We start from the raw sequence: 25,140 nt of genomic DNA on the forward strand, positions 1-25,140 counted from the left end.
TTCTTGCAAAAACCGGGCGATAACCCCCTGTAAAAATCAGACCAGAATTGTACCCGGAGTAAACCATTCACGGCGCGAGTTAAGCAAATCCTGCGCCGACATGGGTTTTTTGCCCGCGGGTTGCAATAATAGGAGATTGAGCGCGCCCTGAGCCGTGGCCACCAGGATGCCGTTCTTGTCAGCACGGACGATGGTGCCGGGAATCGCATCGGGTGAAACGTCCGCGGCCGTATCCTCCACCGCCGACCGCCAGATTTTCACCGGCTGACCGGCGATCGTGATAAAGCTGACGGGCCAGGGGTTAAAGGCGCGCACGCAGCGTTCCAGGTCGGCCGCGGGCAATTGCCAATTCAGGCGTGCTTCTTCCTTCGTTAACTTTTCGGCGTAGGTCGCCCGGCTCTCGTCTTGTTTTTCCGGCGCCAAATGACCCGCGGCGCTGCGGTCAAGGGTCTCGAGCAGGGCGCCGGGGCCGAGAGCCGCCAATTTTTCATACAGGCTGGCGCTGGTGTCTTCCGGGGTGATGGGGCAGGAAAGTTTCAGCAGCATCGCGCCGGTATCAAGACCGGCATCCATTTGCATGATGGTGATACCCGTGGCGTCATCGCCGGCCCACAGGGCGCGTTGGATTGGCGCCGCGCCCCGCCAGCGCGGCAACAGTGAGCCATGGACGTTCAGGCATCCCAGACGCGGCATATCCAGCACTGCCTGAGGCAGAATCAAGCCATAGGCCACCACCACCATGATATCCGCTGCCAGCTCCGCCACCAGGCGCTGATTTTCCGGCGGGCGTAATGATTTTGGCTGGAAGACCGGCAGGTGATGCTGCTGCGCCAGCTCCTTGACCGGGCTGGCCGTAAGCCGGTTGCCCCGGCCGGCCGGGCGATCCGGCTGGGTAAACACCCCGACGACTTTATGTCTGGAACCGAGCAATGCGCTGAGATGGCGCGCGGCGAAATCGGGCGTACCGGCAAAAATGACACGTAGAGAATCGGACACGTTAATTCCTGTATGGCGACGATTATTTTTCGGCGCGGGCGTTGATCTTCGCCATCTTTTCCATTTTCTGACGTATGCGCTGACGCTTTAAGGGCGAAAGATAGTCGACAAACAATTTACCTACCAGATGGTCCATCTCATGCTGGATACAAATGGCCAACAGCCCGTCCGCTTCAAGCTCGAATGACTCTCCTTCCCGATTCAGCGCACGCACTGTCACTTTTTCGGCCCGGGGCACAAAACCCCGTTGATCGGGGATCGACAGGCACCCTTCCTCAATCCCGGTCTCGCCGCTTTTGCTCAGCAGCTCAGGGTTGATCAAGACATGACGCTGATCATGGGTCTCCGATACATCTATGACGATAATACGCTGATGTATATTGACCTGGGTTGCGGCCAGGCCAATTCCCTCTTCGACGTACATGGTTTCAAACATATCATCCACAATACGGCGAATAGCGTCATTAACTTCTTTTACCGGTTTCGCAACAATGCGAAGCCGCTCATCTGGATAATGTAATACCTGCAATACTGGCATATGAGTCTATATCTGCGTCCGATTATGAAAACTATTCCACCTCTTATTCTAGACATTTCCCGTCCTGATTGACAGCATCGGTGCATAAATGTCGCGTCACCGGCAATACGCACGGATGCAGAGGTCAGCATGACGTTAATGGAAATATGGATGCGCCTGGCGGCGGTAAAGGGCTTGAATGGCGCAAAGGCGTTTGAATGTCTGTCACAATTGCCGCTCTCCGCTGACTTTGATCGGCAAGGGGCGCTTTTTGCCTACCTTACTCCTCGCCAGCGCCAGCGATTTCATCAGTATCCTTCCGCCAATATCGAAGCTGCGCTTCGCTGGCTGGAGCATCCCGGCCACCATTTTGTCAGCTTTTCCGATGAGGCTTATCCCCACCGGCTTCGAAATCTCGCCTGTCCGCCTCCCGCGCTGTTTGTCAAAGGAGATATTGGCTGCCTGAACTCAAAGCAGCTGGCCATGGTCGGCAGCCGTCGCTATACGGTATACGGGGAGCAGTGGGGATCCTGTTTTGCCGCGGCGCTGTCCCGGTGCGGTCTCACCATTACCAGCGGGCTGGCGCTGGGCATCGATGGCATCAGCCATCGTGCGGCATTGGACGCCAAGGGGCGTACCGTCGCGGTATTGGGCAGCGGGCTGCAGAACGTCTATCCGGCGCAGCACCATAAGCTCGCCGAGCGTATCGTTGGGGAGGGCGGCGCGCTGGTTTCGGAGTTTGTTTTGGACGCGGCGCCTCTGGCGAGCCATTTCCCCTATCGTAACCGCATCATCAGCGGGCTGAGCCTCGGGGTGCTGGTGGTGGAGGCCGCCGCCAGAAGCGGCTCGCTGGTTACCGCGCGATATGCCCTCGACCAGGGCAAGGATGTCTATGCCTTGCCCGGTCCGCTCGGCAATTCCGGTACCGAAGGAACCCATTGGCTGATTCAGCAGGGCGCTTATCTGATTACGCAGCCAAAAGAAATCCTGGATCAGCTCGGCAGCGGCCTGAATTGGCTGACTTTGGAGCAGGATAAAATTATTTATGCGGCAGAACGCGAAGTTGAATTGCCATTTGCCGATGTGTTGGCTAACGTAGGAGATGAGGTTACACCTGTTGACGTCGTCGCTGAACGTGCCGGCCAACCTGTGCCAGAGGTGGTGATTAAGCTGCTTGAGCTGGAGTTAGCAGGATGGATCGCAGTTGTACCCGGCGGCTATGTCCGTTTAAGGAGGGCAGGCCATGTTCGACGTACTAATGTACTTGTTTGAGACATATATCCACAATGAAGTCGAAATGCGTGTGGATCAAGATAAGTTGACCGATGATTTAACCCGTGCGGGTTTTCATCAGGATGACATTTATAACGCGCTGAACTGGTTGGAGAAACTGGCTGATTTACAGGATGGGCAAAGCAAAACCTTTACGATGAGTGCCGATCCGCTCGCTTTACGTATTTATACCGATGAAGAGAGCCAGTTCCTGGATACGGAATGTCGTGGATTCTTACTGTTTCTTGAACAGATTCAGGTGCTGAACCTTGAAACCCGTGAAATGGTTATCGATCGCGTCATGGCCCTGGATGCCGCTGAGTTTGATCTGGAAGATCTCAAATGGGTTATCCTGATGGTGCTTTTTAATATCCCAGGATATGAAAATGCATACCAGCAAATGGAAGATCTCGTATTTGAGGAAGATGAAAACCATCTGCATTAAAGAATGACAGACTTACTGATGATTGGAATTTATGGCAAAAGCCGCGCTTTTTACCGCCAGGCCCACTGAGCGCTGCCCTGATTGCGGGGCAGAGCTCGTCATCAGGTCCGGTCAGCATGGCCCGTTCCTCGGTTGCTCTCAATACCCCCGTTGCGCTTATATCAAACCGCTAAAACAGCATGCTGACGGACATATCGTCACCGTGCTGGAAGGGCAGACCTGTCCGGCCTGTCAGGGGACCCTGGTGTTGCGCCAGGGGCGCTACGGCATGTTTATCGGTTGTTCCAACTATCCCGTCTGCGATTATATCGCGGCGACGGATAAACCTGATGAGACCGCTTTTACCTGCCCGCAATGCCGGACGGGAAATCTGGTGCAGCGGACATCCCGTTTTGGTAAAACGTTTTACGCCTGCGATGCCTACCCCCGATGCCGGTTCGTGGTCAATTTTAAACCTGTCGCGGGGGAATGCGCTTATTGCCGTTTTCCGTTGTTAATAGAAAAAAATACCTCACGGGGCTCCATACTCTATTGTGCCGATAAACGCTGTGGCAAACCGGTTACAGTCAAAGAGAATGATGAAGAATAATCTGTCGGATCTGTCCGAATTGGTAAATAAACTGGGCCGGGACCAGGTGGTGGCATATCCCACCGAAGCCGTTTACGGCCTGGGCTGCGATCCTGACAGCGAAACGGCGGTGCGGGCATTGCTGGCGCTGAAGCTTCGTCCCTGGACCAAAGGATTGATACTGGTGGCCGCCGAGTACCGGCAGCTGCTGCCTTATATTGACGACAGCGCATTAACCCATCCGCAGATGGAACGGATTATGTCCAGCTGGCCGGGGCCGGTGACCTGGGTCATGCCCGCCAGGCCGGAAACGCCCCGCTACCTTACCGGGCAATTTTCGACCCTGGCGGTGCGCGTCAGCGCTTTTGAGCCGGTGCGGCAGCTCTGCCTGGCCTTCGGAAAACCGCTGGTATCCACCAGCGCCAATCTGTCCGGCCGGGAGCCTGCCCGGACCGCGGCGGAGGTACGGCTGCAGTTTGGTAATGATTTTCCGCTGATGGACGGCAACGTCGAGGGGCGGCTAAACCCTTCGGAAATTCGAGATGCCTTGACTGGCACCCTTATCCGCCAAGGCTGAAAAGACGAGAAAAGATTATGGAAACCTACGCCGTATTCGGTAATCCGATAAAACACAGCAGATCGCCCCGTATCCATGCGCTGTTCGCCGAGCAAACCGGTATCCCCCATACCTATGGCCGGGTATTGGCTCCCCCGGATGATTTTGAACAGGTTTTACGGTCATTTTTTGCCGATGGTGGTGAAGGGGCCAATATCACCATGCCTTTCAAAGAACGGGCCTTCGCCCTTTGTGACCAGCTGACCGAGCGGGCGTCCCAGGCCGGGGCGGTGAATACCGTCAAAAAACAGTCTGACGGAACGTTATTGGGAGACAATACCGACGGCATCGGCCTGTTAACGGATTTGCGCCGTCTGGAACTGATTCGGCCGGAAAGCCGCATTCTGCTGGTGGGCGCCGGCGGCGCGGCGCGCGGCGTTATCTTGCCTTTGCTGTCTTACGGCTGTTCAATAATGCTTACCAACCGGACATTTGAACGGGCGCGTGAGCTGGTATCGTTTTATCAGCATGTGGGCACTATCAACGCACAGCCGTTAAACGAACTCGCCGAACCGGATTTTGATCTCGTCATTAACGCCACGACTTCCGGTGTCCATGGCGAGGTACCGGCCCTGGCGGGCTCGTTGATTAATTCGTCGATAAACTGCTATGACATGTTTTATCAGAAAGGACTGACGCCTTTCCTGCAGTGGTGTGCCGATAGAGGCAGCGAGCATTACGCTGACGGCCTCGGTATGCTGGTAGGCCAGGCCGCCTATTCGTTTTTGTTATGGCATGGCGTCCTGCCCCAAATCAAGCCGGTATTAGATTTATTACGCCAGGAGCAATCGACTTAACTCCCTTGGGCAAGATACTCGTCTTTCCAGCGTACATAGTTATCAGATGAATAGAGTAGTCTGCCGATTTCTTTTGGCGTCAGCGCCCTGGATCTTCTGGCCGGGCTACCCACATAAAGATAACCGCTTTCCAGACGCTTCCCTGGCGCTACCAGGCTGCCGGCGCCGATCATGACGTCCTCTTCAATCACCGCGCCGTCGAGTATAATGGATCCCATGCCCACCAAGACCCGGTTGCCGATGGTGCAGCCATGCAACATGGCTTTATGGCCTATTGTAACATCATCGCCAATGATCAACGGGTTGCCGGCCGGATTGTAATCGGATTTATGGGTCACATGCAGTACGCTGCCGTCCTGGATATTGGTTCTTGCCCCGATGATGACTTTGTTGACGTCGCCACGAATGGCCACCAACGGCCAAATGCCGACGTCATCCGCCAGCCTGACGTCCCCGATCACGACGCTGGAAGGATCGATCATGACCCGTTGGCCCAGTTCCGGCACCATACCCTGGTATGGGCGCAGCGATCCTGAAGGTTGTAACATGACGATTACCTCAAGCAAATAAATTTAACTGACTTTATCGCCGAGATGGCCGCCATGACAACAACCGATGTGGCCAAATTCGCTTTTTTTATCGAGTCGGGTCAGGCTAGGATCTGAACGCGGCAGGGGGCCTCGATCTTCAAACCCGGGACGATCTCGGCGCCGGATCGTTTAAGATCAATACGTCGGGGTTGAAAAATAAGCAATCAGTTGGAAAAGATCAAAAAACGCTTGTGCAATATAATCGGATCCCTATAATGCGCCTCCATCGACCGGGACTGTGAGCAGCTTCACAAGGACCGAAAACGAGTCAGAAGCAAGCCTGACGGGCTTGACACTGATAGGGGAAAGCGTAATATACGCCACCTCGCGCCAGACTGAATCATAGCGGCGCACGCTCTTTAACAATTTATCAGACAATCTGTGTGGGCACTCACAAGACCGTATCGAAACACAACAATACAAGTCTTAGAGTGTTTACCAGTTAATTCAGTAATGAATGAAACAGTAGATTCTTGAGCATCAAGCTTTTAATTGAAGAGTTTGATCATGGCTCAGATTGAACGCTGGCGGCAGGCCTAACACATGCAAGTCGAGCGGCAGCGGAAAGTAGCTTGCTACTTTGCCGGCGAGCGGCGGACGGGTGAGTAATGTCTGGGGATCTGCCCGATGGAGGGGGATAACTACTGGAAACGGTAGCTAATACCGCATAACGTCGCAAGACCAAAGTGGGGGACCTTAGGGCCTCACACCATCGGATGAACCCAGATGGGATTAGCTAGTAGGTGGGGTAACGGCTCACCTAGGCGACGATCCCTAGCTGGTCTGAGAGGATGACCAGCCACACTGGAACTGAGACACGGTCCAGACTCCTACGGGAGGCAGCAGTGGGGAATATTGCACAATGGGCGCAAGCCTGATGCAGCCATGCCGCGTGTGTGAAGAAGGCCTTCGGGTTGTAAAGCACTTTCAGCGGGGAGGAAGGGGTTGGGTTTAATAGATTCAATCATTGACGTTACCCGCAGAAGAAGCACCGGCTAACTCCGTGCCAGCAGCCGCGGTAATACGGAGGGTGCGAGCGTTAATCGGAATTACTGGGCGTAAAGCGTACGCAGGCGGTTTGTTAAGTCAGATGTGAAATCCCCGAGCTTAACTCGGGAACTGCATTTGAAACTGGCAGGCTAGAGTCTCGTAGAGGGGGGTAGAATTCCAGGTGTAGCGGTGAAATGCGTAGAGATCTGGAGGAATACCGGTGGCGAAGGCGGCCCCCTGGACGAAGACTGACGCTCAGGTACGAAAGCGTGGGGAGCAAACAGGATTAGATACCCTGGTAGTCCACGCTGTAAACGATGTCGATTTGAAGGTTGTGGCCTTGAGCCGTGGCTTTCGGAGCTAACGCGTTAAATCGACCGCCTGGGGAGTACGGCCGCAAGGTTAAAACTCAAATGAATTGACGGGGGCCCGCACAAGCGGTGGAGCATGTGGTTTAATTCGATGCAACGCGAAGAACCTTACCTACTCTTGACATCCAGAGAAGACTTCAGAGATGGAGTTGTGCCTTCGGGAACTCTGAGACAGGTGCTGCATGGCTGTCGTCAGCTCGTGTTGTGAAATGTTGGGTTAAGTCCCGCAACGAGCGCAACCCTTATCCTTTGTTGCCAGCACGTCATGGTGGGAACTCAAAGGAGACTGCCGGTGACAAACCGGAGGAAGGTGGGGATGACGTCAAGTCATCATGGCCCTTACGAGTAGGGCTACACACGTGCTACAATGGCGCATACAAAGAGAAGCGAACTCGCGAGAGTAAGCGGACCTCACAAAGTGCGTCGTAGTCCGGATTGGAGTCTGCAACTCGACTCCATGAAGTCGGAATCGCTAGTAATCGTGGATCAGAATGCCACGGTGAATACGTTCCCGGGCCTTGTACACACCGCCCGTCACACCATGGGAGTGGGTTGCAAAAGAAGTAGGTAGCTTAACCTTCGGGAGGGCGCTTACCACTTTGTGATTCATGACTGGGGTGAAGTCGTAACAAGGTAACCGTAGGGGAACCTGCGGTTGGATCACCTCCTTACCGAAAGATACGCGTCAAGTGACGTGTCCACACAGATTGTCTGATAACAGTATTGAGCAAGAAAAACCTTCTATAGGCTTGTAGCTCAGGTGGTTAGAGCGCACCCCTGATAAGGGTGAGGTCGGTGGTTCGAGTCCACTCAGGCCTACCATTCCTTCCCATGCTGCGTTGCGGCGCCACTCGTTTATCATTATAAACTTCGTGACCCCACGCCTTGCCTGGAAACGAATGGGCTATCGAGTTGAATTCTCTCTCAAAAGAAAAAGCTTCGTATTCATTATTGATGCGCGGCTTTCGGCGTTGAAAAGAAGCAATTCGTTACTAAAAGGTTAGAAACGACTTGGGGCTATAGCTCAGCTGGGAGAGCACCTGCTTTGCACGCAGGGGGTCAGCGGTTCGATCCCGCTTAGCTCCACCATTTCGCGCCGCGAAATGAGAGATTGTCTGGTTTTTCTTTAATTATTTCAGAGCACACTGATATGGCGGCACCTGCGGGTGAACGCGTGTTGAGTATGCTGCGAAATACTGCTCTTTAACAATCCGGAACAAGCTGAAAATTTGAAAAAACATGCTGAGCAAAATCAGTATGCGAGTCTCTCAAAGCAAGCAAACCTAAGACATCTTAGGGTTGTGAGGTTAAGTGACTAAGCGTACACGGTGGATGCCTAGGCAGTCAGAGGCGATGAAGGACGTGCTAATCTGCGAAAAGCGTCGGTAAGCTGATATGAAGCGTTATTAGCCGGCGATGTCCGAATGGGGAAACCCAGTGCAATTCGTTGCACTATCATTGCGTGAATCCATAGCGCAATGAGGCGAACCGGGGGAACTGAAACATCTCAGTACCCCGAGGAAAAGAAATCAACCGAGATTCCCCCAGTAGCGGCGAGCGAACGGGGAACAGCCCAGAACCATCATCAGCTTTTGCATCAGGAGAACGGTCTGGAAAGTCCGGCGACAGAGGGTGATAGCCCCGTATCCGAAGGTGCAGGAGTTGTGGGTTCGATGAGTAGGGCGGGACACGTGATATCCTGTCTGAAGATGGGGGGACCATCCTCCAAGGCTAAATACTCCTGACTGACCGATAGTGAACCAGTACCGTGAGGGAAAGGCGAAAAGAACCCCGGCGAGGGGAGTGAAACAGAACCTGAAACCGTGTACGTACAAGCAGTGGGAGCCCCATCACTAAGCCAGTGGTGAAGCTGCATATGCATCCTTTGCTAAAGGTGCGGTAGGCGGAGCGAAAGTGACGCCCAACCGACAAAATAAGCAGAGGGGGCTTAGTGATGGGGTGACTGCGTACCTTTTGTATAATGGGTCAGCGACTTATATTCTGTAGCAAGGTTAACCGAATAGGGGAGCCGTAGGGAAACCGAGTCTTAACTGGGCGTGTAGTTGCAGGGTATAGACCCGAAACCCGGTGATCTAGCCATGGGCAGGTTGAAGGTTGGGTAACACTAACTGGAGGACCGAACCGACTAATGTTGAAAAATTAGCGGATGACTTGTGGCTGGGGGTGAAAGGCCAATCAAACCGGGAGATAGCTGGTTCTCCCCGAAAGCTATTTAGGTAGCGCCTCGTGAATTCATCTTCGGGGGTAGAGCACTGTTTCGGCTAGGGGTCCACCCCGGATTACCAACCCGATGCAAACTGCGAATACCGAAGAATGTTATCACGGGAGACACACGGCGGGTGCTAACGTCCGTCGTGAAGAGGGAAACAACCCAGACCGCCGGCTAAGGTCCCAAAGTCATGGTTAAGTGGGAAACGATGTGGGAAGGCATAGACAGCCAGGATGTTGGCTTAGAAGCAGCCATCATTTAAAGAAAGCGTAATAGCTCACTGGTCGAGTCGGCCTGCGCGGAAGATGTAACGGGGCTAAACCATGCACCGAAGCCGCGGCAGCGGGCGTATCACTTAAGACAATTGTGCGGTAAAGACGATTGACGGAGCGCAGCGACGTCAATGCGTTCATGACGTTGAGTTGACTTAAGGATACGCCCGTTGGGTAGGGGAGCGTTCTGTAAGCCTGAGAAGGTGGCCTGTGAGGGTTGCTGGAGGTATCAGAAGTGCGAATGCTGACATAAGTAACGATAAAGCGGGTGAAAAGCCCGCTCGCCGGAAGACCAAGGGTTCCTGTTCAACGTTAATCGGAGCAGGGTGAGTCGACCCCTAAGGCGAGGCCGAAAGGCGTAGTCGATGGGAAACAGGTTAATATTCCTGTACTGGGTGTGACTGCGAAGGGGGGACGGAGAAAGCTAGACCGGCCGGGCGACGGTTGTCCCGGTTCAAGCGTGCAGGTGGAGAGGACAGGAAAATCCGTTCTCTTATAACACTGAGGCGTGATGACGAGCCACTACGGTGGTGAAGGGGTTGATGCTACGCTTCCAGGAAAAGCCTCTAAGCACCAGGTCACATCGAATCGTACCCCAAACCGACACAGGTGGTCAGGTAGAGAATACCGAGGCGCTTGAGAGAACTCGGGTGAAGGAACTAGGCAAAATGGTGCCGTAACTTCGGGAGAAGGCACGCTGGCATTAGGTGGAGGAACTTGCTTCCCGAGCCGAAGCCAGTCGCAGATACCAGCTGGCTGCAACTGTTTATTAAAAACACAGCACTGTGCAAACACGAAAGTGGACGTATACGGTGTGACGCCTGCCCGGTGCCGGAAGGTTAATTGATGGGGTTATCCGCAAGGAGAAGCTCTTGATCGAAGCCCCGGTAAACGGCGGCCGTAACTATAACGGTCCTAAGGTAGCGAAATTCCTTGTCGGGTAAGTTCCGACCTGCACGAATGGCGTAATGATGGCCAGGCTGTCTCCACCCGAGACTCAGTGAAATTGAACTCGCTGTGAAGATGCAGTGTACCCGCGGCAAGACGGAAAGACCCCGTGAACCTTTACTATAGCTTGACACTGAACATTGAGCCTTGATGTGTAGGATAGGTGGGAGGCTTAGAAGTAGGGACGCCAGTCCTTATGGAGCCAACCTTGAAATACCACCCTTTAATGTTTGATGTTCTAACTCCGGCCCGTAATCCGGGTCGAGGACAGTGTCTGGTGGGTAGTTTGACTGGGGCGGTCTCCTCCTAAAGAGTAACGGAGGAGCACGAAGGTTAGCTAATCACGGTCGGACATCGTGAGGTTAGTGCAAAGGCATAAGCTAGCTTGACTGCGAGAGTGACGGCTCGAGCAGGTGCGAAAGCAGGTCTTAGTGATCCGGTGGTTCTGAATGGAAGGGCCATCGCTCAACGGATAAAAGGTACTCCGGGGATAACAGGCTGATACCGCCCAAGAGTTCATATCGACGGCGGTGTTTGGCACCTCGATGTCGGCTCATCACATCCTGGGGCTGAAGTAGGTCCCAAGGGTATGGCTGTTCGCCATTTAAAGTGGTACGCGAGCTGGGTTTAGAACGTCGTGAGACAGTTCGGTCCCTATCTGCCGTGGGCGTTGGAAGATTGAGAGGGGCTGCTCCTAGTACGAGAGGACCGGAGTGGACGCACCACTGGTGTTCGGGTTGTCATGCCAATGGCATTGCCCGGTAGCTACGTGCGGAAGAGATAACCGCTGAAAGCATCTAAGCGGGAAACTTGCCTCGAGATGAGTCTTCCCTGTGGCTTTAAGCCACCTGAAGGGACGTTAAAGACGATGACGTTGATAGGTCGGGTGTGTAAGCGCAGCGATGCGTTGAGCTAACCGATACTAATGACCCGTGAGACTTAACCTTACAACACCTAAGGTGTTTGGGCTGTGAGAGCGTTGTCCGCAAGGGCGATGAGAGAATTTTCAGTGACTGTTCCGGACCTAAAGAATACAAACAGTCGGTCGAAGCACTGACGGACTGTCAACAACGCGGAGCGTTGGCCTTGCACGGGGGAAATGACAAAATCGTCGGGAACGATTTTGTACAGCGCACAGCGCTGGCCCGCAGGGCGAGTCTCAGGAAGAGACGAGAAATTTGCCTGGCGGCACTAGCGCGGTGGTCCCACCTGACCCCATGCCGAACTCAGCAGTGAAACGCCGTAGCGCCGATGGTAGTGTGGGGTCTCCCCATGCGAGAGTAGGGAACTGCCAGGCATCCATTAAGGCCGATACCTCGAGTGTAACGAGAGGTGTGGTCAATAAAAGCTTAGAGCGCTGATATGGCTCAGTTGGTAGAGCGCACCCTTGGTAAGGGTGAGGTCCCCAGTTCGACTCTGGGTATCAGCACCAGTTAATTTGGCGGAGTTCGGCAAATAAAGAATTTGCCTGGCGGCACTAGCGCGGTGGTCCCACCTGACCCCATGCCGAACTCAGCAGTGAAACGCCGTAGCGCCGATGGTAGTGTGGGGTCTCCCCATGCGAGAGTAGGGAACTGCCAGGCATCCAATTGAACGAAGCCCTCTGTGAAAACAGAGGGCTTTTTCATATGCGTCAAACTGGCGGTTCGCTACTCGGTCAGTTCGTATAAAAGGCAGAGTAGGACAACCGGCAAAGCCGGTTGAACGAAGCCGAAGGCGACGGCCAGTTAAAAATAGTCTACGAATAATTATCATTTCGTCGATTTATGAAAGTCCTCTTTGCCATTCCTGCTTATCATGGCGATAAAAATCAGGAGGCACCTGCCATGACATGTTCAATACTATCCTGTAATAGCGGGAAATCATCCGATGTTTTATCTCATTTATCCGACACACAATGCCAAGGCGTTGGGACAGCGGTGAAGTCAGCGGGAAATCGGAATTTAACATTTACCGGCAATTCTGGTTTATCATCGAACTCATTTCCCGGCAAAAATGGCCTGGTCCAAAGCCCTGCGCTTCTCGAGATGGGGGGCAAAATCCCTATTTTTAGCATTGCCGCCCCAAGCGATGGAGTCGACTCAGCGGATGGGCAATCGGCAACATCAAAGTGTAACCCAGCAAATGCGCCAGTAAATATTGTCAAAACCGAGCCGGCAACGAAAAATGCCAATAAACCCGCCAATGCCAAAATAAAGATTATTACAGACAAAATAAAGAAAGCCACCCCATTGATCTTAATGGTATTGTCCACGGTTATACTCACGGGAATAGCGGTGGCGGGAACGTTCAGTTTATCTTTTCCGCCGTTGATAATAGCGAGTATCGTTGTGTATGTTTTGTACGTTTTGTGGCGCGCTTGTAACGCCGACAAAAAAGATTGGGCAGCTATAATGATAGGTTCCTGGGCATCTAATAAAGCAAAGCCGGTGCAAAACGCTGCTGCAGGCTTTATTGCGGGGGTATCTGCTAAATTTAATGGCGCTAACTTGAAAGCCACATGGCTTGCAATGAAGTTAAGTTTTTATAAAAGCCGAGAAAAAGGTACCGAAACCGGCATGGCCTGCGCTAATGGGGTGGGAGTAAGCGTTGCCAAGGTACAAAAGCTGGCAAAGCAACAGGATTGTAAGGTCTCAGAGGCAAGTTATGCAGGAGCTATGGCCGGCTCGAACGCTGGAATTGATATTAATGGGACAATGGAAGGCAGTTCGAAAATAGGTGAAATGGCCGGAAGCGGTGCATTCCACGGCGCTATGTTTGGCAGGGAAGTGGATATGCTAGCTGAAAAGGGGGCGGACTTAGCCACGGCGGGTATACATGCCTACTGGCGCTTTTGGCTGCCGGATATCTTCCCGGCCCAGCCAGAAGGAGAACGTTCCGCAGCGGGTGATAACAGGCTGTTCCGCAGCGCCGACCTAAGCAAACATGACGAAAGCTACGTGACGGGGTTGGTCAATGCCTATTGGCGGTTTTGGCTCCAGGATGCCGTCGCCCCGGCCTACAGTCAGAGAAGCGCTTTTACGATGGGTAACGATGCGGCATTTATCGAAAAAGATAAGTTGGCAGAAAAATCTCCCTCGATTGTCCATGTCGATAGCCGATTAGGCAAAACAAAGCCTGATGCGCAACGGACTAATCCGAAAAGGGATAGAACGACAAATGGCGAAGTCAGTGCGGGCCTTGGCGAGTGGTTTGGCGCCTATACCGGCGGCATGGCCGGCGGCTTATATGCCGGGTTGGATCACCGCTCAGGTGGCCGCTTTAAACATGCCGCTTCGGCTATCGGCCAGCAGGTAAGCGCGGTGCGAAATTTCATGGGCACCAGCACTGTTGCGTCAACGCGAAACAGGCCGGCTTTCCCCGAAATTGATTAAGGGTTTTTGACAGACAGTAAAGAATGTCTGGCATGATGTCACGCGCCGGCATGATTTTCCGTAAGCCGCTGACCGCTGGCAGTGTCAAACAGGTGAAGGCTCTGCGCCTTCACCTCCAGCCACAAGGGCTGGCCCGGCGGGTTATTTAATCGGCCGGCGAACTGAACATGCAGCGGAAATCCGCCCCAGTCCACGTGGAGCAAGCTGGTTTCGCCGGTGATTTCCTGTAGCCGAAGCGTGGCGGGCGGCTGTGAAGAGGCGGCTACCTGCATGAAATCATGGGGACGGATACCCAGCGTCACCGGCGAACTTCCCTGCTGGCGTGCGGCGGCATGCCATTTTGCCGGCAAAGGAAACCACAGTTCGCCGCATTTCACGCCTGGCACGCCATCGCGAATTTCCGTCAGGCCGTCCAGCAGGTTCATGGGCGGAGAGCCGATAAATCGCGCGACAAAGGTATTCACCGGCCGGTCGTAAATCTCCAGCGGTTGCCCCTGCTGGACAATACTGCCCTCCTTCATCACGACGATTTGGTCCGCCAGGGTCATGGCCTCGACCTGATCGTGAGTGACATACACCGTGGTGGTTTTCAACTGCTGATGCAGGGATTTGATTTCAGCCCGTAACTCCATGCGCAGTTGGGCATCAAGGTTGGACAGCGGCTCATCAAACAGAAATACCCGTGGATTACGCACCATAGCCCGCCCCATGGCGACCCGCTGGCGCTGGCCGCCGGACAAGGCCTTGGGCAAGCGCCGCAACAACGGTTCGATACCCAGCATGCGGGCCACCTGCTGTACTTTACCGTGCTGCTCCTCGCGGGGTACTTTTTTAACCTGCATATGAAACGCCAGATTCTCCGCCACGGTAAGATGGGGGTAGAGGGCATAGCTTTGGAACACCATGGCGATATCCCTATCGGCGGGATCGAGATTATTTATTTGCTGGCTATCAATAAAAATATCACCGTCGGACACCGTGTCCAGCCCGGCCAGTAGACGCAGCAAAGTCGATTTACCACAGCCGGAGGGGCCCACCAGAACCGTAAAGCTGCCGTCAGGGATTTTCAGATCCAGCGGATGCAGCACGGCATGTTTGCCATAACGTTTGGCGACTTTGATTAATTCTACGCTCGCCATGGATTACTCCTCCCCGGCAAAAGATTGAAGTGAGGCGCGGTCAGGGTACTGGCGCGGCGAACTGCTGATGGCTCGTCCGGCGACCCTGGTGCCCCAATAGAGCGCCTGCCGGCGGTTAAAACCATACAACAGCGCGCTCAGGAAGCCGGCGTTAAAGCTGTCGCCGGCGCCGATGGTATCCACCACCTGTACCGGTTCCGCGCCGCAGGATAAAACCTCAAGGCCGTCGCAGACCATCGCCCCCTGGCTGCCGTATTTGATGACGCAGGCGCCCCCTGGCGCCAGCCGCCGTGCCAGGGAGTGACCCGCCGCCGCCAGGTCGCCGCTGTCCGCCAGCCCCAGTGTCTCCACTTCATTCAACAGCAGATAATCGCAGCGGCTGAGCCAGCCCTGGATCCGTTGGCGCAGTTCGCTGTTCCAGCCCGAAGGGGGCCAGCCGGTATCCACCGCCACCTTAAAGCCGCGCCGCTGCAATGTCGCCAGCAGCTCGGAATATTCGTCGAAGAGGCGCAGGCAGAGAAAGGTGCCGCACAGCAATACCATATCTCCCGGCGCCGCCTGCGACGGTAATTGCCGCAGGACATCCTGTTGCGACAACCGCACGATGTGCCCTTGGTTGCTGAAAAACGTACGTTCGTTATCGGGATGGGTGATGCCCACCGTCAGCGAGGTTTCACAGTCGTAGCGCGGCCAAAAGGGCGCGCTGTCGGCAAAATGCTGCGCCAGCCAGTGGGCGAAATGATCGTTGCCCTGATTGGCCACCGCGCGGTGCCTGGTGCCCAAAGCCGCCAGGGCGAGAACGCAGTTGCCCGCCGACCCGCCGGGACGCAATGCGCTGTGCTCGAGCATTGCCTCGGTGCCGCGGGCGGGCCATTCAAGCAACGTACCCATAATCAGGTCGATATTGATATTGCCCACTACATATAAAGTGGCCTCGGGTGCGGATATAGTCATAGTCTATTGATATCGTCCTGTGATTAACCTTTGCTGCCGCCGCTGGTTAAACCGCTCACCAGGAATTTTTGCAGCCAAATGGCGATAAACAGCGGCGGAACCGACGCCAGAATGCCGACGGCGGCCACCAAACCGTCGTCGGTGGCCCGACCGGCGGTAAAACCGGCGATAGTGACCGGCAGTGTTTGTGCCTGGATGTTATTGGTAAACAGCAGTGCGTAAAAAAACTCATCCCAGGCCAGCAGCCAGCCGAATACCGCCGAGGCGGCCAGCGACGGTTTCGCCAGCGGCAGGGTGATCCGCAGCAGTACCTGCCAGAAGCGCAGACCGTCCAGTCGGGCCGCCTGTTCAATATCCAGTGGCAGGGCATCGAACTGGTTTTTCAGCATCCAGGTCAGAAACGGCAGTATCAGCGAGCAATACACCAGAATGAGTCCCAGGTGGGTATTCAGCAGCGACAGCTGCTGCAGCACAAAATAGAGCGGCAGCACAAAGGCTACCGGCGGCACCATATAAATGGCCAGACTGCCCATCAGCCAGCCGTCGCGGCCCGGATAGCGGGAGAAGCTGAACGCCGCCGGAATGGCCAGCGCCAATGAAATCAGCGTGGCGCCGGTTGCGGTGATAATGCTATTGGCCAGAGCGTGCAAAAACAGGTCTCCCGGCTGGCCCGGCTCAAGGGACAACAGCCGGCCGTAGCGGCTGAAGTCCCATTGGCGCGGTATCCACTCCAGGGGAATCCGGGCGAGATCCGCCGATGAGCTGACGCTCATCAAAAACAGCCACAGCAAGGGGGCAAGAATGGACATCGCCAGCACCAGCGCCGCTCCATAGCGGAGCATTGTCCTGATATAACGTTTCATTGCTCAATTCCCCGTCGGCGCTGTCGCGCGATCATCAGCATGTAAATGGCGATCAGGATCCCGCACAGTAAGGTCATCAATATGGCGTAGGCGGCGCCGCTGCCGGCGCGCAAATAGCTGAAAGACTCCTGATAGACAAAAAAGCTCAGGGTCTTGGTGCTGTCCACCGGACCGCCGCGGGTCATCACGTAAATAATGTCGAAAATCTTGAACGCGTCAATGGTGCGCAATATCAGGGCTACGCCCAGCGGGCCGAGAATGGCCGGGAAAGTAATGGCGCGAAAGCGCCGCCAGGCGGATGCGCCGTCAATGCGCGCCGCCTCGAATAAGTCGTCCGGAATCGATTGCAACGCCGCCAGGGTCAGTAGCGTCACCAAAGGATAATTTTTCCAAATATCGGCCAGCATCACCGCATTCATGGCCGAGTCGGGAGAGCCCAACCAGCTGCGGTAGCTCCCGATCAGTCCGAGCTGGGTCAGCAAGGCGTTGATGCTGCCGTAATCCGGGTTGAAATTGAGCCGCCACATCATGGCGTTGACAATGGTGGGCAGCGCCCAGGGTAATATCACCAAGACCCTCAACAGGCTACGTCCGTGGAATTGTTGATTCAACAGCAATGCCACCAATACCCCTATCACCCCTTCGAGCGCTACCGAGACGACGGTGAAATAGAGCGTACGCGCCAGGGCGGCGAGGAAATCGGGATCGGTCAAGGCATAGAGATAATTGTCGAAGCCCACCGGTTGCGGCGCCGCCCCGCCCCCAATCAGTGCGGCATCGGTAAAACTCAGCCAGATGGTGCGGGCCAGCGGCCAGGCGGTCAGTAAAAACATCATCACCAGCATGGGTGCCAACAGCACCCATGCCTGACGACGCTCACGTTGCGGCAAACTGAGCATGAAGCAATCCTTAGTGCAAACGATCCGCAGCCTTGGTCGCCGCCTGCATGCCGGCCTCCGGCGTCACCTGGTTTTGCAATACCTGCTGCAGGTTCTGCTGCAGTATATTGGAGAGCTGTGAATATTGATCGGTGGCCGGGCGCGACAGCATCACATTCAGGGATTGTTTCGCCGCGGCGATTAACGGTTCCTGCCCTTGCTGTACCGCCGGGTCGTCATAGGACGATTTCCATACCGGAAGGCTCAGCTTGGCATATTTGTCCTGCACCGGCTGTGAGACCATGTAGGTAATATACTGCCAGGCCTGTTCAGGATGCTGGCTGGCCTTGGCGATACCCAGCCCCATGGAGCCGTTGACGCCGGAAACGTCCCCCGCCTTGCCGCCCGGCGCCGGGACAATGCCCACATCCCCGGCCACTTTGCTCTGTTTGGGATCATTGGCCATGTTGTACATATAGGTCCAATTCAGCGCAAAAGCCGCATCGCCATTGGAGAAGGATTTACGGACGTCCTCTTCCAGATATTCCCGCGAGTTGGGGTTGGTCAGGCCTTTGTCCAGCGTTTCTTTCATATAGGTGACGGCTTTCAGGGCGCCGGGATTGGTAAAATTGAATTTCCCCTGCTGGGTAAATTCGCCGCCGAATGCCTGGACCAGGGTGGTGTAATCGCAAATCAGCGCTTCCGCCTGTGACCAGCTCCAGACCAGGGGGTATTTAACGATGCCCTTTTGTTTCAGGATTTCCGACTGCTGTTCCACCTGCTCCCAGGTTTGCGGCGGGGTAGTGATGCCGGCCTTGGTAAGCATGGCCTTGTTGTAGTAAAGATATTTGGTGTCCAGAATCCACGGCAGGCCCCAAATCTTGTCTTTATAGGTGACGGTGCTCATGGCGCCGGAGAAGATCTTTTTGCTGTCATCGCCGTTAATGCGCGGGGTCACATCCTGCAGCAGACCGAATTTATAAAATTCCGCCGGCCATATGGCGTCAAACAGCACCACATCGTAGCCATTGCCTCCGGCGCCTCTGGCGGCAACGATCTTGTCGTGCAACGCTTCGTACGGCACGAACTCCAGATTGACGTCAATATCGGGATGCTGCTTGGTGAAATCGGCGGTCATGGCGCGAATGTCATTTTCGCTGTAGGCGGCCTGGGTCATAAACAACGCGCTGATTTGGGTTTTGGCCAGGGCTTGCGCCGAGAGTCCCAGCGAGAGGACTGATAGCGCACAAAGGGTCAGGGCGGGGCACATTCTCTTTATATTCATAACGTCTCTCCGGAAACAGCCAATGTTGGGGTGGGGATTAAATCAATTTGATTGTTTTAATAGGCGAAAGCAACAAGGACCTCTTTGTCCTGTGATGCCTGTCGCCGATACCCTTCATCTTTCGAGCTGCAACTCGAAATCTAATGGGTATAGCTAAGCAAATGGCGTGCCGGGAAAGGCCGTCTGGAATAATTAAATCAATTTGATTGCTATAAAGCATATGCACATACTGGCGCTACGGGTGATGAGCGGTAGGGAGCAAATGAGAAATTCAGGAACCAATCTGGAACACGCCAGGGCCCATAACCGCCGGGTAGTGATCGAAGCCATCCGGCTGCAGGGAGAACTGACCAGGGCGGAATTGGCGCGTCTTACGGCGCTGACTCCGCAAACGGTGTCCAACATTGTCCTGGAATTACAGCAGGCGGGGATTCTGTCATCTCATCTGCCGCGGCATGTGGGGGGACGAGGACAACCGGCGGTTCCCATCACATTAAACCCCGATAGCGCCTACTCCATCGGTATCCATCTCGATCATCAAACCCTGCTGGTAGTGCTGGTGGATCTTACCGGCAACGTCCGTTTCAGACGCCTTTGTTTGGTGCGAAAGCCCCAACCGGGTGCAACCTTGGTCTTGATTAAACAAATACTGGCGGAAATGAAAGAGCAAGAGGTGATCGATTGGCGCAAATTGCTGGGCATCGGCGTGGTTATGCCGGGGCCTTTCGGAGTGGAAGGGATTTCGTCCCAGGGGCCGACAACGCTGCACGGCTGGGAAAATATTGATGTTGCGGCAGAGCTGTCGGCGGCCACCGGCCTGCCGGTCACGCTGGAAAATGATGCTACCGTGGCGGCCATCGGCGAGCGTTTCCACGGCGTGGCCAAGCAGCTGGATTCCTTTATTTATCTTTATATTGGAACCGGCTTGGGGGCCGGCATTTTTACCGACGGCCACATCTACACCGGCCATGCCCATAACGCCGGCGAGGTAGGCCATATGGTGGTACAGCCGGACGGCCGGCCTTGCGCCTGCGGTAATCATGGCTGCCTGGAGTGCTATCTTTCGCTGCAGTCGGCCTATGAAGCCTGCGGGCTCGATCCGATGACCGCCATGCCGGAGGATCTGCTGCAGGTGGACGTAGCCTGTTTCGATCGCTGGGTTGAATCCGCCTTGCCGGCCACCCGCCAGGGTATCAATATTATCGAGTGTATTTTTGATGCCGAAACGGTGATCATCGGCGGCCAGATGCCGCAGCCGCTGGTGGAAAAGATTGTCCGGCGGCTGCATCCGCTATTGCGCTCGGTGCGCAGTAAATACCGTGACGAACAGCGGGTGCGCATCGGTATGACCGGCACCGATACCGCAGCGCTGGGAGCCGCGGCCCTGCCGATATTCGATGAATTCAATCCGCAATACGAAGTGCTGCTGAAATAAAAGCCCGCTGCGCGCGGGCTACCGGCCTTAATGAAGTATCTGCGACAGAAACGCGCGGGTGCGCTCGGATTTAGGCTGGGTAAAGAATTCGTCCGGCGGGGCTTGTTCGACGATCTCCCCGCGATCCATAAAGATCACCCGGTCGGCCACCGTGCGGGCAAAGCCCATTTCATGGGTAACGCACAGCATGGTCATACCGTCGTTGGCCAGGCCAATCATGGTATCCAGCACTTCTTTCACCATTTCCGGGTCCAGCGCCGAGGTAGGCTCATCGAACAGCATGATTTTCGGCTTCATGCACAACGAGCGGGCTATGGCTACCCGCTGCTGCTGACCGCCGGAAAGCTGGCCGGGAAACTTATTGGCGTGCTCGACGATGTGTACCCGCTGCAAATAATGCATGGCCAGCTCTTCGGCTTCTTTTTTTGGCATTTTGCGCACCCAGATCGGCGCCAGGGTGCAATTCTGCAGCACCGTCAGGTGTGGAAACAGGTTAAAATGCTGGAACACCATGCCCACTTCGGTACGCACCCGTTCGATATTGCGCAGATCGTCATCCAGCAGGGTACCGTCAACCACTATAGTTCCCTGCTGATGCTCTTCCAGATGATTGATGCACCTGATGGTGGTGGACTTTCCTGAACCGGAAGGACCGCACAACACGATACGTTCGCCGGATTTCACCTGTAGATTGATGTCTTTCAGCACATGGAACTGGCCGAACCATTTATTGACGTTTTCCAGCGTAATCATCAATCGTTCGTTTGGGTTGGCGTTATTGTCGCTCATGGGTTACCTCAATGCGTGGAAGAATGCCCGGTATGAAAACGCCTTTCCAAATGCTGGCTATAGCGGGACATGCCAAAACAGAAAATCCAGTAGACGAGCGCGGCAAAGACGTATCCTTCCGTGGACATTCCCAGCCAGGCCGGGTCAACCGTGGCCTGTTGAACGCTACTGAACAAATCGAACAAACCGATAATCACCACTAGACTGGTATCTTTGAACAGTTCGATAATGGTGTTGACCAGACTGGGGATGACCATTTTCAGCGCCTGGGGCAAAATAACCAATCCCTGGGTTTTCCAATAACCCAGGGCCAGGGATTCCGCCGCTTCATACTGTCCCTTCGGCAACGCCTGCAAACCGCCGCGCACCACTTCCGCCACATAGGCGGACTGGAACATGATAACGCCCACCAGTGCGCGGATAAGCTTATCGATATTGGTGCCTTCCGACAGGAACAGCGGCAGCATCACCGAGGACATAAACAGGACGGTAATCAGCGGTACGCCGCGCCACAGCTCGATAAAAACAATGGAAAACCACTTCACCACCGGCATTTTAGACCGGCGGCCAAGGGCCAGCAGCACGCCTAGGGGCAAGGCGCCGGCGATACCCACCGAGGCGATAATCAGAGTCAAGGTCAAGCCGCCCCACTGGCGGGTTTCAACCCGGCTGAGGCCGAAAAAGCCGCCGTACAGCATGATCCAGGTAAAAAGCGGGAATGCCACCACCCAGCAGACGATGTAACGGCCGCGGCGGGGCATGGCTTTCCAGAATATCGGTATCAGGCTCAGAAGCCCTACCACCAGGGTAAGATTGATGCGCCAGCGCTGATCGATAGGATATAAACCGTACATGAACTGGCCGAAGCGAGCGTGGATAAACACCCAGCATGCGCCGTCACGGGTACAGTCGCTACGGGTCGCGCCGGTCCAGTTGGCCTGGAATATCAACCAGTTCAGCAACGGCGGTACCACCACCCAAAGCAGCCAGAGACAGAACAGTGTCAGAATGCTGTTGGTAACGCTGGAAAACAGGTTTTGCCGTATCCAGAACAGGGCCAGGCCCAGCCGGCTACGCGTCGGGGTTGCTACGGGTTCATGGGGAGTTAATGTCATGGTCATGGATTTCCCTTAGCGCTCAACCAATGCTTTACGCCGGTTATAAAGGTTCATCAAGAACGAAATCAGCAGGCTTATAATCAAATAAACCGACATGGTGATGGCGATGGTTTCGATTGCCTGCCCGGTTTGGTTCAATACCGTACCGGCAAAGAGAGACACCATATCCGGGTAACCGATGGCGGCCGCCAGCGAAGAGTTTTTTACAATGTTTAAATACTGGCTGGTGAGCGGCGGAATGATCACCCGCAGCGCCTGCGGCAAAATGACCTGGTTTAGCGTGACGGGATTCGGTAATCCCAGCGATCGGGCCGCTTCATGCTGGCCATAGGGAACCGACTGAATGCCGGCGCGGATGATCTCGGCGATAAAACTCGAGGTGTAAATGGACAGCGCCAGCGTCAGGGCCGCCAGTTCGGGAATCAGCGCCATACCGCCGCGGAAGTTGAAGCCCCTGAGCGCAGGGACATCCCAATGCAGGGCATCGCCGAAAATAAACTGCGCCAGTGCCGGCAGGCCCAGGATAAGTATGATAATCCACGGCCAGCTGCGCCGCAGTTCGCCTGTGGCCATCTGATGCCGGCGGTTGAACCGGTAAAGCACCAGCGAGACCGCAACGGCTATCACTACGGCCAACAGTGTGGGAATGGCGCCAGTGCCGGCGAGCGGCATGGGCATATAGAGGCCGCGATTGCTGAGGAAAATCATATCAAAGGCATTGATTGACTGGCGGGGGCCGGGCAGATTACGCAGTACGGCGAAATACCAGAAAAATATCTGCAGCAACAGCGGAATGTTACGGAAAGTTTCGACATAGATGGTGGAAAGTTTGCGTAACAGCCAGTTATCGGACAGCCTCGCCAGCCCGAGGAAAAATCCGAGGATTGACGCAAAAACGATCCCCAGCGCGGAAACCAGCAGGGTATTGAGCAAACCGATAATAAAGACTCGCCCGTAAGTATCGCCATCCTGAAAAGAAATCAGATGTTGTATGATGCCGAAGCCAGCGGCGTCGTTGAGAAACCCAAAACCGGAAGTGATGCCGCGATGATGTAAATTGGTCAGGGTATTGTGCAGAATGTAGCCGACAAATGAAAATAACACCACGACCGCGAGGATCTGATAAACCCAGGCGCGTACCGCAGGGTTTGTCAAGGAAAATGCGCCTTTTGCAGTTTGGCGTTGTCGCATGTGGAAAGCCCCGAAAATAAATCTGATGGAAAAACACTGGCGCCATGCGCCAGTGTTCCCGCCTATTGACAGTTATAATTAACGTACGGGCGGAGCGTATTGGATACCGCCCTGATTCCATAAGGCATTCAAGCCGCGTTTGATTTTCAGTTCGCTACCCTGGCCGACGTTACGTTCAAAACTTTCGCCGTAGTTGCCCACTTGCTTGACAATCTTGTATGCCCAATCGTTTGGCAGTTTCAACTGTTCGCCGAAGTTGCCTTCTTTACCCAGTAGATGGGCCATATCGGGATTGGTGGGAGTGGCGAGCATCTGATCGACGTTCTTGGAGTTGACGCCCATTTCTTCCGCGTCCAGCATGGCGTACAGCGACCATTTCACAATGGCGAACCAGTCATCATCGCCGCGGCGGACCACCGGGCCTAAAGGTTCTTTGGAGATCACTTCCGGCAGGACCACATAATCATCGGGTTTACCCAGTTTGATGCGCAGCGCATAAAGCTGCGACTGATCGGAAGAGAGCGTATCGCAGCGGCCGGATTCCAGCGCCTTGGCCGTTTCGTCAGAGCGGTCGAATGTCAGCGGGGTATACTGCATTTTATTGGCTTTAAAGTAATCGGCGACATTCAGCTCGGTATCGGTACCGGACTGCAGACATACGGTTGCGCCATCCAGATCTTTGGCGCTTTTCAGCCCGGCTTTCTTTTTGGTCAAAAAGCCGATGCCGTCATAATAGTTGACGCCGGCAAACACAATGCCCATGGACGCATCGCGGGAAGAGGTCCAGGTGGTATTACGTGAGAGCACATCCACCTCGCCCGATTGCAGCGCGGTGAAACGCTCTTTGGCAGTCAGGGGAGTGTATTTAACTTTGCTGTCATCACCAAAAACGGCAGAAGCAACGGCCCGGCAAACGTCCACGTCCACGCCGGTAAACTTGCCGCTGGCGTCAGCGTAGGAAAAGCCCGGCAAACCGTCGCTGATGCCGCATTGTACGAAACCTTTTTTCTTAACCGCATCCAAAGTCGTGCCCGCATGTGCCTGGTTAGCTATCGCAAAGAGGGTTGCTGCGGCGGCTAACGCGGAAATCATAATTTTTTTCATAAAGCATCCTGTGAGGCCGAAAATAAAGCTAATGGTTTGATGCACTTTTGCCGCGCATCTGTCCTGTCAATGGCATATCGCCAGTATCCTCATAGCAAAGGGGATGCCAATTCGGCAATCGCATGTCTGCCGCGACATCACGGGCGTTTGGGACATGGGAACAGGCCTTTATGGGGCAAGCGAGCACTTATTTGGTGCAATGGCGGCGCCAATGCACCACTTTACGGCAATGAGTTCCATTATATGGGAATGTTGTTCACATTTTGCGCAATATGCAATTTGAGCGGCACTTTTGATAGCGCTTGTGATGGCAATGCGGGATAACGCTTGCATCCGAGGCGTCGATATGAGTTAATAGTGTCAACGGTTTGTAGCGCAGACCTATTTATGAAAGCCAT

19 protein-coding genes, 3 tRNA genes and 4 rRNA genes are annotated in these 25,140 nt (G+C 54.7%); 14 read left to right on the top strand and 12 right to left on the bottom strand.

Translation table 11 applies throughout. From position 1 onward, the window contains the following. Positions 1–36: 36 nt before the first annotated feature. Positions 37–996, bottom strand: a complete 960-nt coding sequence (gene fmt, locus ACL2XJ_RS10710; protein WP_132923632.1) for a methionyl-tRNA formyltransferase — start codon at positions 994–996, stop codon at positions 37–39. Positions 997–1,018: 22 nt separating this feature from the next. Beyond that, positions 1,019–1,534, bottom strand: a complete 516-nt coding sequence (gene def, locus ACL2XJ_RS10715) for a peptide deformylase (RefSeq protein ID WP_132923631.1) — start codon at positions 1,532–1,534, stop codon at positions 1,019–1,021. A gap of 129 nt (positions 1,535–1,663) precedes the next feature. Between def and dprA the strand changes: the two genes are divergently transcribed. From dprA to aroE, 5 genes are read left to right on the top strand one after another with little or no spacing between them, the layout of a single operon-like run. Beyond that, positions 1,664–2,785, top strand: coding sequence for a DNA-protecting protein DprA (gene dprA, locus ACL2XJ_RS10720; protein WP_203522938.1), 1,122 nt, complete (start codon positions 1,664–1,666; stop codon positions 2,783–2,785). Continuing rightward, positions 2,757–3,230 carry a DUF494 family protein gene (locus ACL2XJ_RS10725; protein ID WP_132923629.1) on the top strand — a complete coding sequence of 158 codons (474 nt, stop codon included), beginning with the start codon at positions 2,757–2,759 and terminating at the stop codon, positions 3,228–3,230. The genes dprA and ACL2XJ_RS10725 overlap by 29 nt, the downstream gene beginning before the upstream one ends. 31 nt (positions 3,231–3,261) lie before the next feature. Then, on the top strand, positions 3,262–3,819 hold the full coding sequence (locus ACL2XJ_RS10730; protein ID WP_413726466.1) for a topoisomerase DNA-binding C4 zinc finger domain-containing protein: 558 nt from the start codon (positions 3,262–3,264) through the stop codon (positions 3,817–3,819). Continuing rightward, a complete protein-coding gene (locus ACL2XJ_RS10735; protein WP_203522937.1) occupies positions 3,806–4,375 on the top strand; it encodes a Sua5/YciO/YrdC/YwlC family protein in 570 nt (189 codons plus the stop codon). Before ACL2XJ_RS10730 ends, ACL2XJ_RS10735 begins: the two co-directional genes overlap by 14 nt. 17 nt (positions 4,376–4,392) lie before the next feature. Then, positions 4,393–5,211, top strand: coding sequence for a shikimate dehydrogenase (gene aroE, locus ACL2XJ_RS10740; protein WP_413726467.1), 819 nt, complete (start codon positions 4,393–4,395; stop codon positions 5,209–5,211). On the opposite strand, the gene ACL2XJ_RS10745 is transcribed toward aroE, so the two are convergent. Next, on the bottom strand, positions 5,208–5,759 hold the full coding sequence (locus ACL2XJ_RS10745; protein ID WP_413726468.1) for a gamma carbonic anhydrase family protein: 552 nt from the start codon (positions 5,757–5,759) through the stop codon (positions 5,208–5,210). The two genes, aroE and ACL2XJ_RS10745, sit on opposite strands and share 4 nt — an antisense overlap. Positions 5,760–6,290: 531 nt before the next feature. On the opposite strand from ACL2XJ_RS10745, the gene ACL2XJ_RS10750 reads away from it, so the two are divergent. The 8 genes from ACL2XJ_RS10750 (at position 6,291) to ACL2XJ_RS10785 (ending at position 13,986) form a co-directional block, all read left to right on the top strand. Then, positions 6,291–7,833: ribosomal RNA gene (locus tag ACL2XJ_RS10750) — 16S ribosomal RNA — on the top strand. A 74-nt stretch (positions 7,834–7,907) separates the two neighbouring features. Then, positions 7,908–7,984 (top strand) — tRNA-Ile (locus ACL2XJ_RS10755). Between the two features lie 191 nt (positions 7,985–8,175). Further along, positions 8,176–8,251, top strand: a tRNA-Ala gene (locus ACL2XJ_RS10760). Positions 8,252–8,467: 216 nt separating this feature from the next. After that, positions 8,468–11,559: ribosomal RNA gene (locus ACL2XJ_RS10765) — 23S ribosomal RNA — on the top strand. 234 nt (positions 11,560–11,793) lie between these two features. After that, positions 11,794–11,909, top strand: a 5S ribosomal RNA gene (rrf, locus tag ACL2XJ_RS10770). 59 nt (positions 11,910–11,968) lie between these two features. Then, a tRNA-Thr gene (locus ACL2XJ_RS10775) sits at positions 11,969–12,044 on the top strand. A 35-nt stretch (positions 12,045–12,079) separates the two neighbouring features. After that, positions 12,080–12,195, top strand: a 5S ribosomal RNA gene (rrf, locus tag ACL2XJ_RS10780). The 16S, 23S and 5S rRNA genes sit together here with 3 tRNA genes alongside, the layout of an rRNA operon. Before the next feature lie 183 nt (positions 12,196–12,378). Further along, positions 12,379–13,986 (top strand): hypothetical protein, encoded by a 1,608-nt coding sequence (locus ACL2XJ_RS10785; RefSeq protein ID WP_413726469.1) that lies wholly within the window; start codon positions 12,379–12,381, stop codon positions 13,984–13,986. A gap of 38 nt (positions 13,987–14,024) precedes the next feature. On the opposite strand, the gene ACL2XJ_RS10790 is transcribed toward ACL2XJ_RS10785, so the two are convergent. From ACL2XJ_RS10790 to ACL2XJ_RS10810, 5 genes are read right to left on the bottom strand one after another with little or no spacing between them, the layout of a single operon-like run. Beyond that, positions 14,025–15,125, bottom strand: a complete 1,101-nt coding sequence (locus ACL2XJ_RS10790; RefSeq protein ID WP_413726470.1) for an ABC transporter ATP-binding protein — start codon at positions 15,123–15,125, stop codon at positions 14,025–14,027. Between the two features lie 3 nt (positions 15,126–15,128). Further along, positions 15,129–16,079 carry a carbohydrate kinase family protein gene (locus ACL2XJ_RS10795; protein ID WP_413726471.1) on the bottom strand — a complete coding sequence of 317 codons (951 nt, stop codon included), beginning with the start codon at positions 16,077–16,079 and terminating at the stop codon, positions 15,129–15,131. 23 nt (positions 16,080–16,102) lie between these two features. Then, a complete protein-coding gene (locus ACL2XJ_RS10800; RefSeq protein ID WP_132923621.1) occupies positions 16,103–16,942 on the bottom strand; it encodes a carbohydrate ABC transporter permease in 840 nt (279 codons plus the stop codon). After that, positions 16,939–17,841 carry a carbohydrate ABC transporter permease gene (locus ACL2XJ_RS10805; RefSeq protein ID WP_413726472.1) on the bottom strand — a complete coding sequence of 301 codons (903 nt, stop codon included), beginning with the start codon at positions 17,839–17,841 and terminating at the stop codon, positions 16,939–16,941. Before ACL2XJ_RS10805 ends, ACL2XJ_RS10800 begins: the two co-directional genes overlap by 4 nt. 10 nt (positions 17,842–17,851) lie before the next feature. Beyond that, positions 17,852–19,105, bottom strand: a complete 1,254-nt coding sequence (locus ACL2XJ_RS10810) for an extracellular solute-binding protein (protein ID WP_413726473.1) — start codon at positions 19,103–19,105, stop codon at positions 17,852–17,854. Positions 19,106–19,367: 262 nt separating this feature from the next. Between ACL2XJ_RS10810 and ACL2XJ_RS10815 the strand changes: the two genes are divergently transcribed. After that, positions 19,368–20,540 carry an ROK family transcriptional regulator gene (locus ACL2XJ_RS10815; protein WP_132923618.1) on the top strand — a complete coding sequence of 391 codons (1,173 nt, stop codon included), beginning with the start codon at positions 19,368–19,370 and terminating at the stop codon, positions 20,538–20,540. 27 nt (positions 20,541–20,567) lie between these two features. Here ACL2XJ_RS10815 and ACL2XJ_RS10820 read toward each other — a convergent pair whose 3' ends face one another. The 4 genes from ACL2XJ_RS10820 to ACL2XJ_RS10835 all read right to left on the bottom strand — a co-directional run bounded on the left by ACL2XJ_RS10820 (position 20,568) and on the right by ACL2XJ_RS10835 (position 24,742). After that, on the bottom strand, positions 20,568–21,329 hold the full coding sequence (locus tag ACL2XJ_RS10820; RefSeq protein WP_132923617.1) for an amino acid ABC transporter ATP-binding protein: 762 nt from the start codon (positions 21,327–21,329) through the stop codon (positions 20,568–20,570). An 8-nt stretch (positions 21,330–21,337) separates the two neighbouring features. After that, complete coding sequence (locus ACL2XJ_RS10825; RefSeq protein ID WP_132927894.1) at positions 21,338–22,444, bottom strand: amino acid ABC transporter permease; 1,107 nt, start codon at positions 22,442–22,444, stop codon at positions 21,338–21,340. Between the two features lie 15 nt (positions 22,445–22,459). Then, a complete protein-coding gene (locus ACL2XJ_RS10830) occupies positions 22,460–23,638 on the bottom strand; it encodes an amino acid ABC transporter permease (RefSeq protein ID WP_132923616.1) in 1,179 nt (392 codons plus the stop codon). A 78-nt stretch (positions 23,639–23,716) separates the two neighbouring features. Continuing rightward, positions 23,717–24,742, bottom strand: coding sequence for an amino acid ABC transporter substrate-binding protein (locus ACL2XJ_RS10835; RefSeq protein WP_132923615.1), 1,026 nt, complete (start codon positions 24,740–24,742; stop codon positions 23,717–23,719). Positions 24,743–25,140: the final 398 nt, after the last annotated feature.

Source organism: Sodalis sp. RH16 (assembly GCF_047324245.1).
GTDB lineage: Bacteria > Pseudomonadota > Gammaproteobacteria > Enterobacterales > Enterobacteriaceae > Acerihabitans > Acerihabitans ligni.

Coding starts and splice junctions, on each gene's coding strand:
- ACL2XJ_RS10790 (WP_413726470.1), bottom strand. CDS start 15,125: ATGGCGAGCGTAGAATTAATCAAAGTCGCCAAACGTTATGGCAAACAT.
- def (WP_132923631.1), bottom strand. CDS start 1,534: ATGCCAGTATTGCAGGTATTACATTATCCAGATGAGCGGCTTCGCATT.
- ACL2XJ_RS10820 (WP_132923617.1), bottom strand. CDS start 21,329: ATGAGCGACAATAACGCCAACCCAAACGAACGATTGATGATTACGCTG.
- ACL2XJ_RS10800 (WP_132923621.1), bottom strand. CDS start 16,942: ATGAAACGTTATATCAGGACAATGCTCCGCTATGGAGCGGCGCTGGTG.
- ACL2XJ_RS10725 (WP_132923629.1), top strand. CDS start 2,757: ATGTTCGACGTACTAATGTACTTGTTTGAGACATATATCCACAATGAA.
- ACL2XJ_RS10805 (WP_413726472.1), bottom strand. CDS start 17,841: ATGCTCAGTTTGCCGCAACGTGAGCGTCGTCAGGCATGGGTGCTGTTG.
- ACL2XJ_RS10735 (WP_203522937.1), top strand. CDS start 3,806: ATGATGAAGAATAATCTGTCGGATCTGTCCGAATTGGTAAATAAACTG.
- ACL2XJ_RS10795 (WP_413726471.1), bottom strand. CDS start 16,079: ATGACTATATCCGCACCCGAGGCCACTTTATATGTAGTGGGCAATATC.
- dprA (WP_203522938.1), top strand. CDS start 1,664: ATGACGTTAATGGAAATATGGATGCGCCTGGCGGCGGTAAAGGGCTTG.
- aroE (WP_413726467.1), top strand. CDS start 4,393: ATGGAAACCTACGCCGTATTCGGTAATCCGATAAAACACAGCAGATCG.
- ACL2XJ_RS10815 (WP_132923618.1), top strand. CDS start 19,368: ATGAGAAATTCAGGAACCAATCTGGAACACGCCAGGGCCCATAACCGC.
- ACL2XJ_RS10835 (WP_132923615.1), bottom strand. CDS start 24,742: ATGAAAAAAATTATGATTTCCGCGTTAGCCGCCGCAGCAACCCTCTTT.
- ACL2XJ_RS10730 (WP_413726466.1), top strand. CDS start 3,262: ATGGCAAAAGCCGCGCTTTTTACCGCCAGGCCCACTGAGCGCTGCCCT.
- ACL2XJ_RS10830 (WP_132923616.1), bottom strand. CDS start 23,638: ATGCGACAACGCCAAACTGCAAAAGGCGCATTTTCCTTGACAAACCCT.
- ACL2XJ_RS10785 (WP_413726469.1), top strand. CDS start 12,379: ATGAAAGTCCTCTTTGCCATTCCTGCTTATCATGGCGATAAAAATCAG.
- ACL2XJ_RS10810 (WP_413726473.1), bottom strand. CDS start 19,105: ATGAATATAAAGAGAATGTGCCCCGCCCTGACCCTTTGTGCGCTATCA.
- ACL2XJ_RS10825 (WP_132927894.1), bottom strand. CDS start 22,444: ATGACATTAACTCCCCATGAACCCGTAGCAACCCCGACGCGTAGCCGG.
- ACL2XJ_RS10745 (WP_413726468.1), bottom strand. CDS start 5,759: ATGTTACAACCTTCAGGATCGCTGCGCCCATACCAGGGTATGGTGCCG.